The sequence below is a fragment of the Devosia sp. genome, assembly GCF_040509215.1.
Lineage (GTDB): Bacteria > Pseudomonadota > Alphaproteobacteria > Rhizobiales > Devosiaceae > Devosia.
Window position 1 is genome coordinate 39,323 of record NZ_JBEVLL010000324.1, and the last position, 13,976, is coordinate 53,298.

Annotated in this window: 11 protein-coding genes; 8 read left to right on the forward strand and 3 right to left on the reverse strand. The window is 62.0% G+C overall.

Annotation, left to right across the window (positions count from 1 at the left end; translation table 11 throughout):
• Positions 1 to 24: 24 nt before the first annotated feature.
• Positions 25 to 2,121, reverse strand: a complete 2,097-nt coding sequence (locus ABW043_RS18195) for a S9 family peptidase (protein ID WP_353922612.1) — start codon at positions 2,119 to 2,121, stop codon at positions 25 to 27.
• Between the two features lie 33 nt (positions 2,122 to 2,154).
• Complete coding sequence (locus ABW043_RS18200; RefSeq protein ID WP_353922613.1) at positions 2,155 to 3,405, reverse strand: metal-dependent hydrolase family protein; 1,251 nt, start codon at positions 3,403 to 3,405, stop codon at positions 2,155 to 2,157.
• Positions 3,406 to 3,713: 308 nt separating this feature from the next.
• Between ABW043_RS18200 and ABW043_RS18205 the strand changes: the two genes are divergently transcribed.
• From ABW043_RS18205 to ABW043_RS18240, 8 genes are all read left to right on the forward strand, one after another.
• Positions 3,714 to 5,453 (forward strand): ABC transporter substrate-binding protein, encoded by a 1,740-nt coding sequence (locus ABW043_RS18205; protein WP_353922614.1) that lies wholly within the window; start codon positions 3,714 to 3,716, stop codon positions 5,451 to 5,453.
• 84 nt (positions 5,454 to 5,537) lie between these two features.
• Positions 5,538 to 7,385, forward strand: a complete 1,848-nt coding sequence (locus ABW043_RS18210; RefSeq protein ID WP_353922615.1) for an ABC transporter ATP-binding protein — start codon at positions 5,538 to 5,540, stop codon at positions 7,383 to 7,385.
• Complete coding sequence (locus ABW043_RS18215; protein WP_353922616.1) at positions 7,382 to 8,320, forward strand: ABC transporter permease; 939 nt, start codon at positions 7,382 to 7,384, stop codon at positions 8,318 to 8,320. Before ABW043_RS18210 ends, ABW043_RS18215 begins: the two co-directional genes overlap by 4 nt.
• Positions 8,317 to 9,273, forward strand: coding sequence for an ABC transporter permease (locus ABW043_RS18220; protein WP_353922617.1), 957 nt, complete (start codon positions 8,317 to 8,319; stop codon positions 9,271 to 9,273). The genes ABW043_RS18215 and ABW043_RS18220 overlap by 4 nt, the downstream gene beginning before the upstream one ends.
• A 2-nt stretch (positions 9,274 to 9,275) precedes the next feature.
• Positions 9,276 to 10,559 carry an NAD(P)/FAD-dependent oxidoreductase gene (locus tag ABW043_RS18225; RefSeq protein ID WP_353922618.1) on the forward strand — a complete coding sequence of 428 codons (1,284 nt, stop codon included), beginning with the start codon at positions 9,276 to 9,278 and terminating at the stop codon, positions 10,557 to 10,559.
• A 42-nt stretch (positions 10,560 to 10,601) separates the two neighbouring features.
• Positions 10,602 to 11,765 (forward strand): pyridoxal phosphate-dependent aminotransferase, encoded by a 1,164-nt coding sequence (locus tag ABW043_RS18230; protein WP_353922619.1) that lies wholly within the window; start codon positions 10,602 to 10,604, stop codon positions 11,763 to 11,765.
• 87 nt (positions 11,766 to 11,852) lie between these two features.
• Complete coding sequence (locus ABW043_RS18235; protein WP_353922620.1) at positions 11,853 to 12,578, forward strand: GntR family transcriptional regulator; 726 nt, start codon at positions 11,853 to 11,855, stop codon at positions 12,576 to 12,578.
• 105 nt (positions 12,579 to 12,683) lie between these two features.
• Complete coding sequence (locus ABW043_RS18240; RefSeq protein WP_353922621.1) at positions 12,684 to 13,073, forward strand: RidA family protein; 390 nt, start codon at positions 12,684 to 12,686, stop codon at positions 13,071 to 13,073.
• A gap of 47 nt (positions 13,074 to 13,120) precedes the next feature.
• Here the strand turns inward: ABW043_RS18240 and ABW043_RS18245 are convergent, their stop codons facing one another.
• Positions 13,121 to 13,963 carry a MurR/RpiR family transcriptional regulator gene (locus tag ABW043_RS18245; RefSeq protein ID WP_353922622.1) on the reverse strand — a complete coding sequence of 281 codons (843 nt, stop codon included), beginning with the start codon at positions 13,961 to 13,963 and terminating at the stop codon, positions 13,121 to 13,123.
• Between the last annotated feature and the right edge of the window lie 13 nt (positions 13,964 to 13,976).

Consider the following 13,976-nt stretch of genomic DNA (forward strand, 5'->3'; position numbering starts at 1 on the left):
ACCTCTCAGGGCCACGCTTGCTTGTTATTCAGTTGCTGATGAGACTTCTGGCGAGTTCTTGAGGTGTCGCTCGAAGAAGGCAGCAAGTTTGCCATAGGCGAAACGGGTGAGCGTGCGGCTCTGCTTGGCCCAAGCGTGGCCTGTTCCTGGCAGCGTGACCAATTCAAAGGTCTTGCCCTGCCCGATCATCTTTTCAACGAGCGCCATCGTGTCGGCATAGAGTACAACCTCGTCCTTGGTGCCGTGGATGATGGTCAATGCGTCCTCAAGGCCCGCGCTGTGAAACAGCGCCGATTGCGCATGGTAGCGCTCGATATAGTCCTCACCTTCGGTGAGACCCATGATCCAGCCCTGTTCGGGATAGGCGTGCCAGACATTGGTCGCCGGAGCCCCCGCGAAGCCGGCGGCGTAGAAGCCCGGTTTTTTGAACAAGGACATCAGCGTCATCAGGCCACCATAGCTGGAGCCCCAGAGGCCGACGCGCTTGGGATCAGCATAGCCGAGGCCGGTCAGCGTGGTGACGCAGTTGGCGATATCTTCGATATCCTGAGTGCCATAGCTGTTGAGCATGACGCGGTTCCACTCGCGTCCGCGACCGAAGCTGCCGCGAATTTCGGGACTGACGACGACGAAACCGCGCGAGGCGAGATACTGGTCGATGCCCCAGCTCGGATGCGCCGCACGGCCGCCCCATTGGTTGAGGAGACCATCGGAATAGACCGACCCAACCACCATTGGATGGGTGCCATCGGGTTTGAAATCTGGAGGCAGCATGACACGCGCCATAAGCTCGGCGCCATCGACATGGCTTTTGAATGAGACATAACGCACTTCGGCCCAGCGCCTTTCAGCAAAGGCGGGCAATGGCGAATGCGTCACCTCTGCCGGCTTGCTCGTACCCCCGATGGGCTGCACCAATAGTTCTGGCGGCGTCATGTCGTCGCTGAAGAGATCGGCGAAGGCGCTGAAGTCGGGGGCATAGGTCGGGACGTGAATACCGGCGGGGCCGGTCAGGCGCGTTACGGCGCCACCGGTCAATGCCACCGAGTATACGTGACGCTCGGCCGGGTGCGCCTCGTTGGCGATGAGGTAGATCTTGCCATTGGAGGCATCGAGGACGAACTCCGCGATCTCCCAGGACCCCGATGTAATCGGCTCGAGTGCTGCGCCCTGTTCGGGCAGACGATGGAGATGATTGTAGCCGTCGCGATCGGTCAGGACGATCAGGCCCTTGTCGTCGGGCGCGAAGGATACCTGCCAGTCGGGCCGGATTTTTACAGGGTCATTTGCCGCATAAAAGACATTGCGGACGCCGCTGCGGGTGTCGAACATGAAGATGGTGTGGTTCTTTATCGACAGGTCGCTGCTGCTGATGAAGAGCGACTTGCCATCCTTGGAGAGGCCATAGCCCCAGATTGCATCTTCGGCGTCGGGGCGATCGAACCAGGTGACTTCGCCACCCTCGGGCTTGACGAGGCCGACGCGCCGGCGCGTGAGCAGGTCGCCGGGGAAAGAACGCACGAAGCGGTCCTTGCGCGCCTCGCCGCGGGAGTCGTAGGCAATCTCGATTTTGCGGGTATTGGTATCATCGGCTTCGACGAAGACGAGATTTCCATTGGGTGAGCACTGGAAGGATTCGACGCCGACGAAGGTGGACCCCGCCACCAAGGTCTTGGGTTGGGCCGCGACGTCCGCAGCGACGATCATGAGTGCGTTGCCCGACAGAAAAGCCAACGCAGTGCCCTCCGAAGCTGCCGCAATGGAGCTGACACCCTGCGTGCCGATGGCGAGCGGTTGGACCGTGCCATCGCCGAGGGCGAGATAAAGCTGCCCCTGGAGAACGAACGCCACGCGACCTTCGCTTAGCCAGGCCAGTTCCGAAATCCCGACGGGCTCGCCACTGGTGCGACCGGTACCGAGTTGAGTGAGGCGCCGCCGGGTTTTCGTTTCGCGTTCCCAGATCCAGATATCGCGAAAAGTATGGCCGGCGTCATTCCAGAGAAAGGCCAGGCTTCTGCCATCTGCCGACCACGACGCAGCGGTCGGCAGCGTGCCGATAATGCTGGGCTCGCTATAGAGCGTTTCGAAGGTCAACGGCTTGGCAGAAGGCTCGATGGTCATGGCATTTCTCGAGGAATTGGACGGAGTGGAAGCTCAGGCCGACTTGGGGCTGAGATCGGTCTTGTAGATTTCGCCGTCCTTCATGATCAGGCGCAGGTTCTTTTCTGGCTCGGTGAGCACCGAGATATCCTTGAGCGGGTTGCCGTCGACAATGAGAATATCGGCAATGGCGCCCGCTGCGATGACGCCAAGGTCACCGGAGCGCTGTACGATCTCGGCATTGATGGAGGTTGCCGACCTGAGCACGTCCACCGGCCGCTGCACGCGGGCACGGATGGTCAGCTCCTGCAACTGGGCGAATTCCATGTCGCCCATGAGATCGGTTCCGAAGCCGAGCTTTACGCCGGCATCTTCACAAAGGCCCAGCATGACGATGCCGGCATCGTTGACCATGTTGAGCTTCTGCATGACGTAGGGCGAGAGGCCCAGACGTTCGCCATGCTGGGCGGTGACTTCGTAGGCGACCAGGGTCGGCACGACGAAGGCGTCGGCAGCAGCGACCATGGCAGCGGTTTCGGCATTGATCAGGTTGCCGTGCTCGATGGTGCGCACGCCGGCGCGGATCGAGTGGGCGATGGCGGCGCTTTCATAGGCGTGGGCGCAGACATATTTGCCGCGCACGGCTGCCTCCCGCACAACGGTGCGGATTTCCTCTTCGCTGTACTGCGGAACGTCGATGGCGTCGTTGGGCGACCCCACGCCGCCAGAGGCGAGCACCTTGATATGGTCCGCGCCCTTGCGCAGCTCGTTGCGAACGACGCTGCGGAGGTTTTCGGTACCCTCGACAATGCGGCAGGTGAAATAGAAGGCGCTCGAATTGAGGTCGATATCGAGGCTTTCGTCTGTCGTGCTGCGGTGGTCGCCGTGCCCGCCGATCTGGCTCAGTGCGGGACCGCCGACGAAAAGCCGCGGACCCGGGATATAACCCTGGGCAATGGCGTTGCGGATGCCGACATCGCCGCCAGCAACGTCGCGCACGCTGGTGAAGCCGCGATCGAGCATCTTGCGAATGCGCGGAACGGCGCGGGCCGTCATTTCGGTCAGCGGAATATTGCGGTCGTGCTCGGCAACAAGGTTGATGGCAAACACATGAGCATGGGCATCGATGAGACCCGGCATCAAAGTGCGTCCGCCGACATCATACTCGGTGACACCCTTGCCCGAAATCGACTGGTCGGTGACGGCCTCGATACGACCATCGACGACCAGAACGTTCATGCCCGGAATGGCCTCGTCGCTGCGCCCGTCAAAGAGCGTAGCATTGGTGAAAGCGATGGCTGCCATGTATTTTTCCTCCGGCCGAGCACGTGCATACCGGCTGCGACCAGCCAGTGTTCGGGCGCTAATGTGTCGGCATCGACGATGGCTGTAAAGCCGTTTGATCAAAAAATCACAAGTCTGCAATTCTGAGGTTCTACCGGCACTTCTCCGACTGTTTTCACATTTGGGGTCGTTGACATCGTCCCAAACCGCCTTCTAGTATCCCGGCGTTTGATCAAATGCTCAGACAGCGATTTTCGGGCTTTAGGGGAAGCATTGCCGGGGAATCGTCGAGGGTGATGGGAACTGCCGCATTGGCAGAAAGGGAAAAAATGACACATCGGACATCTGCCAGGATGGCCTTGGCCGGGCTGACGCTCGCCTTGATGAGTTCTGCAGGCGCTTTTGCGCAGGAGGCCCAAACCGGTGGCACGCTGCGTGTCCTGGGCACGGCCGAAGTCGACCGGTTCGACACGGTGCCGCCTGCGACCGCCGACACCGGCAGCTTCTTTCGCGCTACAACGCGGCAGCTGATCAATTTCGCCGCTTCTACCGACACTGATGAGCAGATCGCGCCGCAGGCCGATCTGGCCGACAGCGTTCCCGTGCCCACCGACGAAGGCCTGACCTATACGTTCAAGCTACGCCAGGGCGCCAATTGGGATGCTCCGGATGGCCCGCGCCAGATCGTTGCGGGCGATGTTGAGCGCGGCTTCATGCGCCTCTGCAATCCCTTCATTCCCGCACCGGCCGTATCCTACTTTGAAGACCTGATCGTCGGCTTTGCCGATTTCTGCGCCGGTTTTGCGGGCGTGGAACCGACGGCCGAAGCCATGAAGGCCTATATCGAGGCTGGCGACGTTGCCGGCATCGAGACGCCATCGGACAATACTGTCGTTTTCCGTCTCAAGTACGCGGCCAATGACTTTATCTATCTGCTGACACTGCCGGTCACGACGCCCGCTCCGGTGGAAGTGCTCGACTACCTGCCCGACAGCCCGGAATATCGTGAGAACTATATTTCGAACGGCCCCTACACGATCGAAGCCTATGTGCCGGACACACAGGTCACCCTGACCCGCAACCCCGCATGGCAGGCCGAGAGCGATCCGTTGCGCAAGGCCTATGTCGACAAGATCGAAGTGATTGCCGGCGTGCAGCCTGATGCCGCGATGCAGCAGTTGCAGTCCGGCGACGGCGATATGCTCTATGACATCAACGTCCCGCCGGTCACGGTGCAGATGCTGACCATGCAGGGCGACGACAAGATCTCGACGCTGGCCGAGGGTGCCTCGCGCATGATCTGGATCAACACCGTTTCGGAAAACAATGACGGGGCCCTTCGCAATCCGCGGGTGCGCCAGGCCCTGAACTATGCCGTCAACAAAGCCGCTATCGTGCAGCAGCTTGGTGGGCCGGAATTCGCGACCCCGCTCAACGGGATCTTCCCGCTCGGCATTCTGGGTCACCACGACTTCGCGCCCTACCCGACCCCCGATAGCCAGGGCGATGTGGCAAAGGCCCGCGAACTTCTGGCTGAAGCCGGTTATCCCGATGGGCTGTCGCTGAAGATGCCGTTCCGCAATGCCGGCAACGGCGCTGCCGAAGCTCAGGTGCTGCAGGCCAGCCTTGAAGAAGCCGGTTTCAAGATCGAGCTGGTGCCGACGCCGCCATCCGACTTCTACCCGCGCCTGATCACCAATTTCGACAATGCGTTGAATGGTGTCTGGGACCTGGTTCCCTCAGGCTGGTCGCCGGATTGGCCGGGCGGCGCTGCCCGTTCGATCTTCCAGCCACAATACACCTATGACGGCACCCACGGGACGTTCAACTTCTCGGACTATAACAATGAGGCGGCTAACGAAGTCGGCGCGAAGGCACTGGCAACGTCTGACCTAGCCGAGGCAGCAAAGCTCTGGAACGAGGTCGACGAAATCGTCATGGCCGATCCTCCGACCGTGCCGCTGATCTCCCAGACCACCGTTCTCTATCACGGTGCCGGCGTCCAGAACTTCCTGCCCTATGCAGCAGGCGGCAATGGCGACTGGACCAATGTCTGGCTGAGCCGCTAGTCGCGACCAGCACGCAAGTCACATGGAGGCCGGCATCCAGATTGCCGGCCTCCTGAATTCGGCTCCTTGGCGACCCATCCACTTATGACCGTTCTTTCCGTTCGCAACCTGAACATCGACATCCCGACCGGGGATGGGCATGTGCACGCCGCCCGCGACGTTTCGTTCGATGTGGAGGCCGGGGAACTCTTCGGCATTGCCGGGGAATCGGGATCGGGCAAGAGCGTGTTGTCCCAGGCCATCATGGGGTTGCTGCCGGGCGCCATCGTCTCGGGCGAAATCCTCTTCGAAGGTCGCAACCTGCTGACGCTTTCCGCCAGGGAACTGCAACGATTGCGCGGCAATCGCATCGCCATGATCTCGCAGGATCCGCTCTCGAGCCTGCACCCATTCTACACGATCGGCGCCCAGATCACCGAGGCCATCCATACGCACCGCAAGGTCGGCAAGGCCGAGGCGCTGAAGGAAGCGATCGAAATTCTCGGACGCGTCGGCATTCACGACCCCGAAAAACGCGTCCACGATTACCCACACCAATTCTCGGGCGGCATGCGCCAGCGCGTCATGATCGCGATGGCCATCGTGCTTCGCCCGGCCCTGCTGATCGCCGACGAACCGACTACCGCGCTCGACGTGACGGTGCAGGCCCAGATCATCAATCTGCTCAATGAGATGCGGCTTGAACTGGGCACGGCCATCATCATGGTCACGCACGATCTCGAACTGCTCTCATCCATCGCCGATCACGCCATGGTCATGTATGCCGGCAATCGCATGGAAATGGGGCCCGGAGAGGCGGTGCTCACGACCCCCGCCCACCCTTATACTTTGGGGCTGCTGCGTTCCTCGCCCAGCCATGAAACCCGCGGCGCCCTACCCTCCATTCCCGGCCAGCCGCCCAGCCTGCTGATCGAGCAGAAGGCCTGCGCCTTCGCGCCGCGCTGCGCGGCTGTCATGGACATCTGCCGCAAGGAACGCCCGCCGCTGCGTGATTTTGTCGATGGCACGCGCTCGCTTTGCTGGCTCGAGGAGAAGGCGGCGAACACCGCCGCTGCCCTGCCTGCCGCGCCGGAGGAGCCAAAGGCCGTCGAGCAGAACTCTGACATTGTCGTCAGCGTCTCCGACGTTCGCCTGACCTATGGCGGCCGATCGCTGTTCGGCAAGACCGTCAATCTCGAAGTTCTCAAGGGCGTCAGCCTGGAATTGCCCCGCGGCAAGACGCTGGGCATCGTGGGAGAGAGCGGCTGCGGCAAGTCGACCCTGGCGCGCATCATCGCAGGCCTCCTGCCGCCCACATCGGGCGACGTCACCATCGAAGGCCAAAGCGTTATTGGCCTTGATCGACGCGACTGGATCGAGATGCGCAAGCGGGTGCAGATGGTGTTCCAGGACCCGTTCGGGTCGCTCAATCCGCGGCGCCGCGTCGGATCGATCATCGGCGATCCCTTCCGCATCCAGAACGTTGCTCACGGCGCCGAGCGCAAGAACAAGGTGCGCGACCTCATGGAGATCGTCGGGCTCAATCCCGAGCACTACAATCGCTTCCCCTCGGAATTTTCCGGCGGCCAGCGGCAGCGCATCGGCATTGCCCGCGCCCTCGCGCTCAATCCCTCCATCATCATTTTCGACGAACCGGTCTCAGCCCTCGACGTGTCCATCCAGGCGCAAATTCTCAACCTGATCGGCCGGCTGCAACGCGAGCTAGGGCTGTCCTATCTGTTCATTTCCCACGATCTGGCCGTCGTCAGGCACGTCAGCTCCGAGATCATCGTGATGAAAGCCGGCCAGGTGGTCGAGCGCGGGGACACCGAGACCCTCTACCACCAGCCGCAACACCCCTATACGCGCGAACTGCTGGCCGCAGCCGATCCCAATTACCGAAAGAGTGGCGGAGGGTTCGCAACACCCGCCTCGCCGGGAGCAGCATCATGAGCTCCGAAATCAAGCAGCGCAGTTCGCTGGAACTGACCATGCGCCGGCTCCTGTCGGATCGTGCCGGGATGGTGTCGATGCTCTTCATCATCGCGCTTGTGGGCGCAGCCGTTGGCGCTGACGGGATCGCGGCGCTGACCGGTCATTCGGCCACTGCCCAATTCCTCGACACCGGCCTTACCCCCACGGGCCTGCCCGTCCCGCCCAGCGGAGAATTTCTGTTCGGCACCGATCAACTAGGACGTGACGTGCTTGTCCGGCTCGCCCATGGCGCGCGTATCTCGCTGGCCATAGGTGTCGTTGCCTCGCTCCTGGCCGCCATCATCGGCGTGACCGTCGGACTGGTGGCAGGCTACTTCGGCGGCTGGGTCGATGTGGTGCTGGGGCGCCTCATGGATCTGGTCATGAGCATCCCCGTGCTGCTCTGCATGCTCTCGCTGGTGGCCGTGTTTGGGCCGAGCGTCGCCCTGAGCCTCACCGTCATCGTGTTCTTTTCCTGGACCACGATGGGCCGCGTCATCCGCGGACAGGTCTTGTCCCTCAAAGAGCGCGAATTCGTGCTCGCATCACGTTCGATGGGCGCGGGGCATCTGTCGATCATGTTCACCGATATCCTGCCCAATCTCGGCGCGCCGATCATCATCTACACCACCATGATGGTGCCCACCTCAATCATCTTCGAAGCAACGCTCTCCTTCCTTGGCCTCGGCATCATCCCCCCGGCACCAAGCTGGGGCGGCATGCTGGCGGAGGCCGCCAACAACTCCATCTACATGTTCGCCTGGTGGCTGGTGCTTTTCCCCGGCCTGGCGCTGCTCTTCACCACGCTGTCGTTCAACATTCTGGGCGATGCCCTGCGCGACGCGCTCGACCCCGCCAGCATGCGGCACAAGGTTCAGAAGAAGAAAAAGAAGTCCGTGGGGACCGCGTCATGATCTCCTTTATCGCCAGCCGCGTTGGCTTTGCTGCGCTTGTCCTCGTCATGCTCAGCGGCTTCGTCTTCACCCTCTTCTTCGTCGCGCCGGGCGATCCGGCACGCATCGTCGCCGGTGAGCGCGCCACCGAAGCCCAAGTTGCCATGGTGCGGGAGAACCTCGGCCTCGACCGCCCGATCATCGAGCAGTATGTCAGTTTCGTCGGCCGCAGCGTTAGCGGCGACCTCGGCTATTCCTATCGCAACCAGCAGCCCGTGCTGGAGCTGATCAAGAACCGCATGCCGGCGACCATTTCGCTGTGCGTCGGCGCCGTCGTTCTCTGGCTTCTGATGGGCATTCCCATCGGCATTATGTCAGCGCGGCGGCCCGGAAGCCTCGCCGACCGTATCGGTCAGGGTTTCGTGCTCATCGGCGTCAGCTTCCCATCCTTCGTGCTGGGCATGGCGGCGCTGTATTTTCTCTACTTCGTGCCGCGCCAGGCAGGATTCACCCTGTTCCCGCCCGGCGGCTATCGGCCGTTCCTCGACAATCCCGGCCTTTGGGCTTGGCACCTGATGCTCCCCTGGTTCACGCTGGCGCTCACCTCGGCCGCCATCTACGCACGACTGACACGCGGGCAACTGCTTGAAGTGCTGGGCGAGGACTATATCCGCACGGCGCGGGCCAAGGGCCTCTCCGAGCGCAAGGTCATCTACAAGCACGGCGTGCGGTCGATCTTCTCGCCCCTTACGACGCAGTTGGGCGCCGACATTGCCGCTCTTCTCGGCGGCGCGCTTGTCACCGAGCAGGTCTTCGGCCTCCAGGGTATCGGCTCGCTGGCCGTCCAATCGGTACAGACCCAGGACCGGCCCGTGATCATCGGCGTCGTCATGCTGGCCGGCTTCTTCATCGTCATCGCCAACCTGATCGTGGATTTTCTCTACATCCTGCTCGATCCGCGTATTCGGACCTGACCATGACCAGCCAAACCCAGCAAACTCTTTGGACACGCACCGCGCGGCTGCCGGCGGAATCTGACGCTGTGCTTCCGCAGGCGGTCGACGTCGCCATCATCGGCGGCGGCTTCACCGGTATGACGGCCGCGCGCGAGCTGCTGATCGCCGATCGCTCCGTCGCGGTATTGGAAGCGGGCCAGATCGGCGCGGGCGCCAGCGGCATGAATGCCGGTTTCGTCGTTCCCAACTTCGCCAAGGCCGACCCTAACGCCGTTCGCTCAAAACTGGGAACCGAGCGTGGCAATGCGCTGCTCCGGCTGGTCGGCGATGGCGCCAATGCCGTGTTCCGGACTATCGAGGAAGACGGCATCGCCTGCGACGCCAGCCAGACAGGCTGGCTCAATCCCGCCTATGGCGCAGCAAGCGCCGAAATGCTCAAGGCGCGTGCCGCCCTTTGGCGCGAGCTTGGGCGACCTGTCTCGTTTCTCGATGCCGAGCAGGTCCGCGAACAGACCGGCATGGGTATCTATGCCGGTGCGCTGCTCGACGACGAAGGCGGCACGATCCACCCGCTCGACTATCTGCGCGGACTTGCGCAGGGCGTCCGGCGCCGGGGTGGCACCGTGCATGAGGGGCAATGCGTCGACAAGGTCACGCGGGACGGAGCGGGCTGGCGCCTGACCATACGCTCGGGCGCGACGCTCACTGCCGCCAAAATCCTTCTCTGCACCAATGCATTTACCACGGGCGTTGCCTCACCCATGGGGCGCTCGGCCGTTCCACTGCGGGTCTATCAGATTGCGACAACGCCGGCTGATCCCACCACTGTCAAACGCATTGCCCCCGATGGCCGGCCCGTCGGCGATACGAGGCAAAACCTCTTCACTTATCGACTCGATCGGGACAATCGCCTGATCAGCGGCGGCATGGCGGCAATTCCGTTTGGCGCCTTTGATCGGCTCGGCCGCACCGTTTCCGAGCGCCTCAGCGAAGAGCTCCATCTGCCACAGGCGGTGACGCCGGAAGTGGTCTGGACGGGCGTTGCCGCGATGACGCCAGATTTTCTGCCACGGCTCTACCAGTTGGGCGAAGGGTGGTTTGGCGGCATCGGCTGCAATGGACGCGGCATCGCCATGACGGCACAACTCGGCCGCGTTCTGGCCCGTGCCGCCCTGGGCGAGAGCCTCGAGCATCTGCCTATCCCGGTTCGGCCGCTCCGCCCCCTGCCCTTCCACCAATTCACGCCAATCGTCGCTTCGGCAGCCCTCATTCAGGCCCGCCTAAAGGACAAGCTGGCCCGATGACCGAACAGCATACCGGCCACGCATGCCGTCAGGATTTATAGTATGAAGCAACTCGCCCGCCGCATCACTGGCACGTCCAAGAAATCCTTCGGCATGTATGCTCGCGCCGCCGCCAGCGGCCGCGATGACCTGATCCATATGGAACTGGGCAAGCCCTTTGCGGATACGCCCCAGCATATCAAGGACGCGACCATTGCCGCGATCCAGGCCGGCAAGGTCCACTATTCGGACCTGCCCGGTATTCTGACGCTGCGCGAGGCGATTGCGGCCAAGCTCGCGCGCCAGAACGCCATGGAGGTCACGCCCGACCAGGTTGTGGTCACCAATGGCCTGACTCATGGCTCCTATGCCGCCCTCATGGCCTTCATTGACGAGGGCGACGAGGTCATCCTACTCGAACCCTATTATCCCCAGCACATCGGCAAGATCGAGCTGGCGGGCGGCGTTCCCGTGCCCGTGCCGCTCGACGCAGCGAACGACTACGCCATCGATCTGGCTGCGATCGAGGCCAGTATCACGGACCGGACGAAGATGATCGTCCTGATCAACCCGTGCAATCCAACCGGTCGCGTCTATAGCAACGAAGAACTGACGGCGCTGGCCGACATCGCCATCCGCCACGACCTGATCGTGGTGTCAGACGAAGTCTATGAAGAGATCGTCTATGACGAGGCGAGACACATTTCGATCGCCTCCCTGCCCGGCATGGCCGAGCGCACGGTGACCCTTTTCGCCTTCACCAAGAGCTACGCCATGGATGGTTGGCGCATCGGCTATCTGGCGGCTCCAAAGGCGGCTATCGGCGCGATACTCAAGATCACCGCCAATGACGTGACCCATGTGAATACCTTCATTCAGGAAGGTGCGCTCGCCGCGCTCAACGGCAACCCGGCCGTGCTGGCCGAACTGATCGCCGATGATCGCGCCAAGCGAGATCGCGTCGTCACCCGCCTCAACCAGATTTCGGGGGTTACCTGCCCCTGGCCGAAGGGCACTATCTACGCCTTCCCCGACATTTCCGCGCTCGGCCTCACGGCCCAGAATATGGCCGAACGCCTGATGGACGAAGCAGGCGTCGTCGTCGAGGCCGGCAGCTTCTATGGAGCCGCCGGCGAAGGACGCCTGCGGCTATGCTTTGGAGCATTGTCGCTCGAAGAGATCGATCAGGCTCTCGATCGCTTGGCAGCTTTCGTCAGGACGCTTTGAGCGAGCCATTTCCGAGTTGCGGTTAGTGTCCGTTGCTCATACTAGCAAAGAACAAAAGGTCGGCAGCATATGGGGAAGGGTATTCGATTGCTCGAAAGCAAATTCTCAACCGGCGAGCTGAAACCAGTCTCCTCTCGAAAGACTGTACACGACCTGGTCTATGAGCAATTGCGCGATGCCTTGATGTCGGGCGCGTTCGAGGCCCGGAAATCCTTCACGATCGCTTCCCTCTCGGAGCGATTTCATACCTCGCACATGCCGGTCCGTGAGGCGCTGCGGCGCCTTGCCTCGGAGAATGCCCTGAGCATTTCCGCCTCGGGCACGGCCTATGTTCCAGCCATTACCGCGCCGGAGCTGCGCGATATTACCCTTGCGCGCATGATCGTTGAAGGCGCGACCGCGCGCATCGCCGGCCCCCTGCTCACGCCGGACGACGTGGTCGCCCTCGAGCAGATCCTCAATCATCACCGGGCCAGCGCCAGCGCCGGAAACAACATCGAAATGACGGCGGCAAACCGCGCCTTCCATTTCCATATCTACCGCGCCTCCGGCAGCGTCGTGCTGATGAGCCAGATCGAGAACCTGTGGCTCCGCTCGGGGCCCTATGTTCGCTTTCTCTCCGACAGGATGAGCGAACTGCTCAAGACCGAGCATCGCGCTGGCTTTACCGACCAGCATGCCGCCATGATCGACGCCATCAAGAATAGCGACTGGAATGCCCTGGGCCACGCCTGCGAAGCCGACATTCGCGCCTCGCAGGATCTGCTTCTCGACATCCTCGCCGACGAAGACGGCACGACCAGCGCGCCATAAGCCACTCACTTTTGCCGATTTGCGTTCCGGGTCGCGGAGCGAACTCTCACAGACCAAAACACTCCGTGATCATACGATCACACGCTGAAAACTGAGGTTTAGAAAATGTCGACCGACCGCTGGGCAATTTCCTCTGGATCGAAATTCGAAAAGCTGGCGGGCTATTCCCGGGCGATCGTCGATGGCGAATGGGTTTTCGTGTCGGGCACTGCCGGCCACGATGCAACCGGCTCGATCTCGCCCGATCCGGAAGAACAGACGCGCCAGTCGCTTCGCACCATCGCCAACGCCCTCGCCCAGGCAGGCGCCAGCCTTGCCGACATCGTCCGCCTCAATGTCTATGTCGCAGAGCGGCACGACGTCATGACGGTCTCGAAAGTTCTCGGCGAAACATTCTCAGACCCGCGCCCCACCAACACAACAATCATCTGCGGCTTTCCCGTCGAAGAGATCAAAGTCGAGATCGAGGTAACCGCTCGCAAACGCGGCGCCTGACGACGATGATTGAAGACGGCTAGGGCATGTTGGGTGCTAGGAACGGATTAGTTCAAGTCTCCCCTGATGCGCTCCAGGCGTGCCAAGGCTTCAGAGGTGTCCTTCTTGGACGCGACAGCGAGAGCGACGACGAGCGTCTCCAGCCATGCGAGTGTAGTTCCGTGTGTGGCCATGCCGCCAGTCTCTCCGCGTGGTAGCACGACCAACTGGTCGCATTTCTGTGCCAGTTCGTTTCGGGCATCACCGGTCACCAGGACAATCGGTATGCCAAGACGCAGGGCCTCATTGGCCGCTGCGCGAACTTCCGCGTAGACGCGATCATAGGAGAGGACCAACAGACCATCGTCGGGGTGGAGCTGAAGCAATTCGTCGGCAAGAGCCTTGCCGGAGGCGCGCAGCAACATGACTTCACGGCCATGGCGTCGCATCAGGTGGCCGATGTAGCTGACGATATGGGCAGTTTGGCCCTGGCCGAAGAGGACGATGCGGCGGCGGGCACCCAATATCTGGGCGACAGGAGCAATGGTACGTCCCGCCTCGCCATCGCGCAGATGAAAAAGAGCTTTCGCTTGCATATCGAGCGATCTCTCGATCGCTTTGCGCATGTCCGCTTGCGTTTCGCCGACCACCTTGCTGAAGGCCTTGCTGGGTGTTGATGCACTAAGCGATTCAGCCAGGAGCTGCTTGAGTTCGGCGAGACCGCCGAAGCCGAGCGCCTGCGCGGTTCGCACGACGGTGGCGTCCGACGTTTCCAATATGAGGGCGAGATCGTGCGCGGATTTCGCCACGACGTCGAGCGGATTGCTGACGAAGTACAATGCGACGCGACGCATGGCCTTGGGCAGATCGGGCAGTTTGCGCTTGATGTCGTCGTAAAGCGTCTCGCTCAAACCGAGCCTCCGT

Coding starts and splice junctions, on each gene's coding strand:
- ABW043_RS18195 (WP_353922612.1), bottom strand. CDS start 2,121: ATGACCATCGAGCCTTCTGCCAAGCCGTTGACCTTCGAAACGCTCTAT.
- ABW043_RS18200 (WP_353922613.1), bottom strand. CDS start 3,405: ATGGCAGCCATCGCTTTCACCAATGCTACGCTCTTTGACGGGCGCAGC.
- ABW043_RS18205 (WP_353922614.1), top strand. CDS start 3,714: ATGACACATCGGACATCTGCCAGGATGGCCTTGGCCGGGCTGACGCTC.
- ABW043_RS18210 (WP_353922615.1), top strand. CDS start 5,538: ATGACCGTTCTTTCCGTTCGCAACCTGAACATCGACATCCCGACCGGG.
- ABW043_RS18215 (WP_353922616.1), top strand. CDS start 7,382: ATGAGCTCCGAAATCAAGCAGCGCAGTTCGCTGGAACTGACCATGCGC.
- ABW043_RS18220 (WP_353922617.1), top strand. CDS start 8,317: ATGATCTCCTTTATCGCCAGCCGCGTTGGCTTTGCTGCGCTTGTCCTC.
- ABW043_RS18225 (WP_353922618.1), top strand. CDS start 9,276: ATGACCAGCCAAACCCAGCAAACTCTTTGGACACGCACCGCGCGGCTG.
- ABW043_RS18230 (WP_353922619.1), top strand. CDS start 10,602: ATGAAGCAACTCGCCCGCCGCATCACTGGCACGTCCAAGAAATCCTTC.
- ABW043_RS18240 (WP_353922621.1), top strand. CDS start 12,684: ATGTCGACCGACCGCTGGGCAATTTCCTCTGGATCGAAATTCGAAAAG.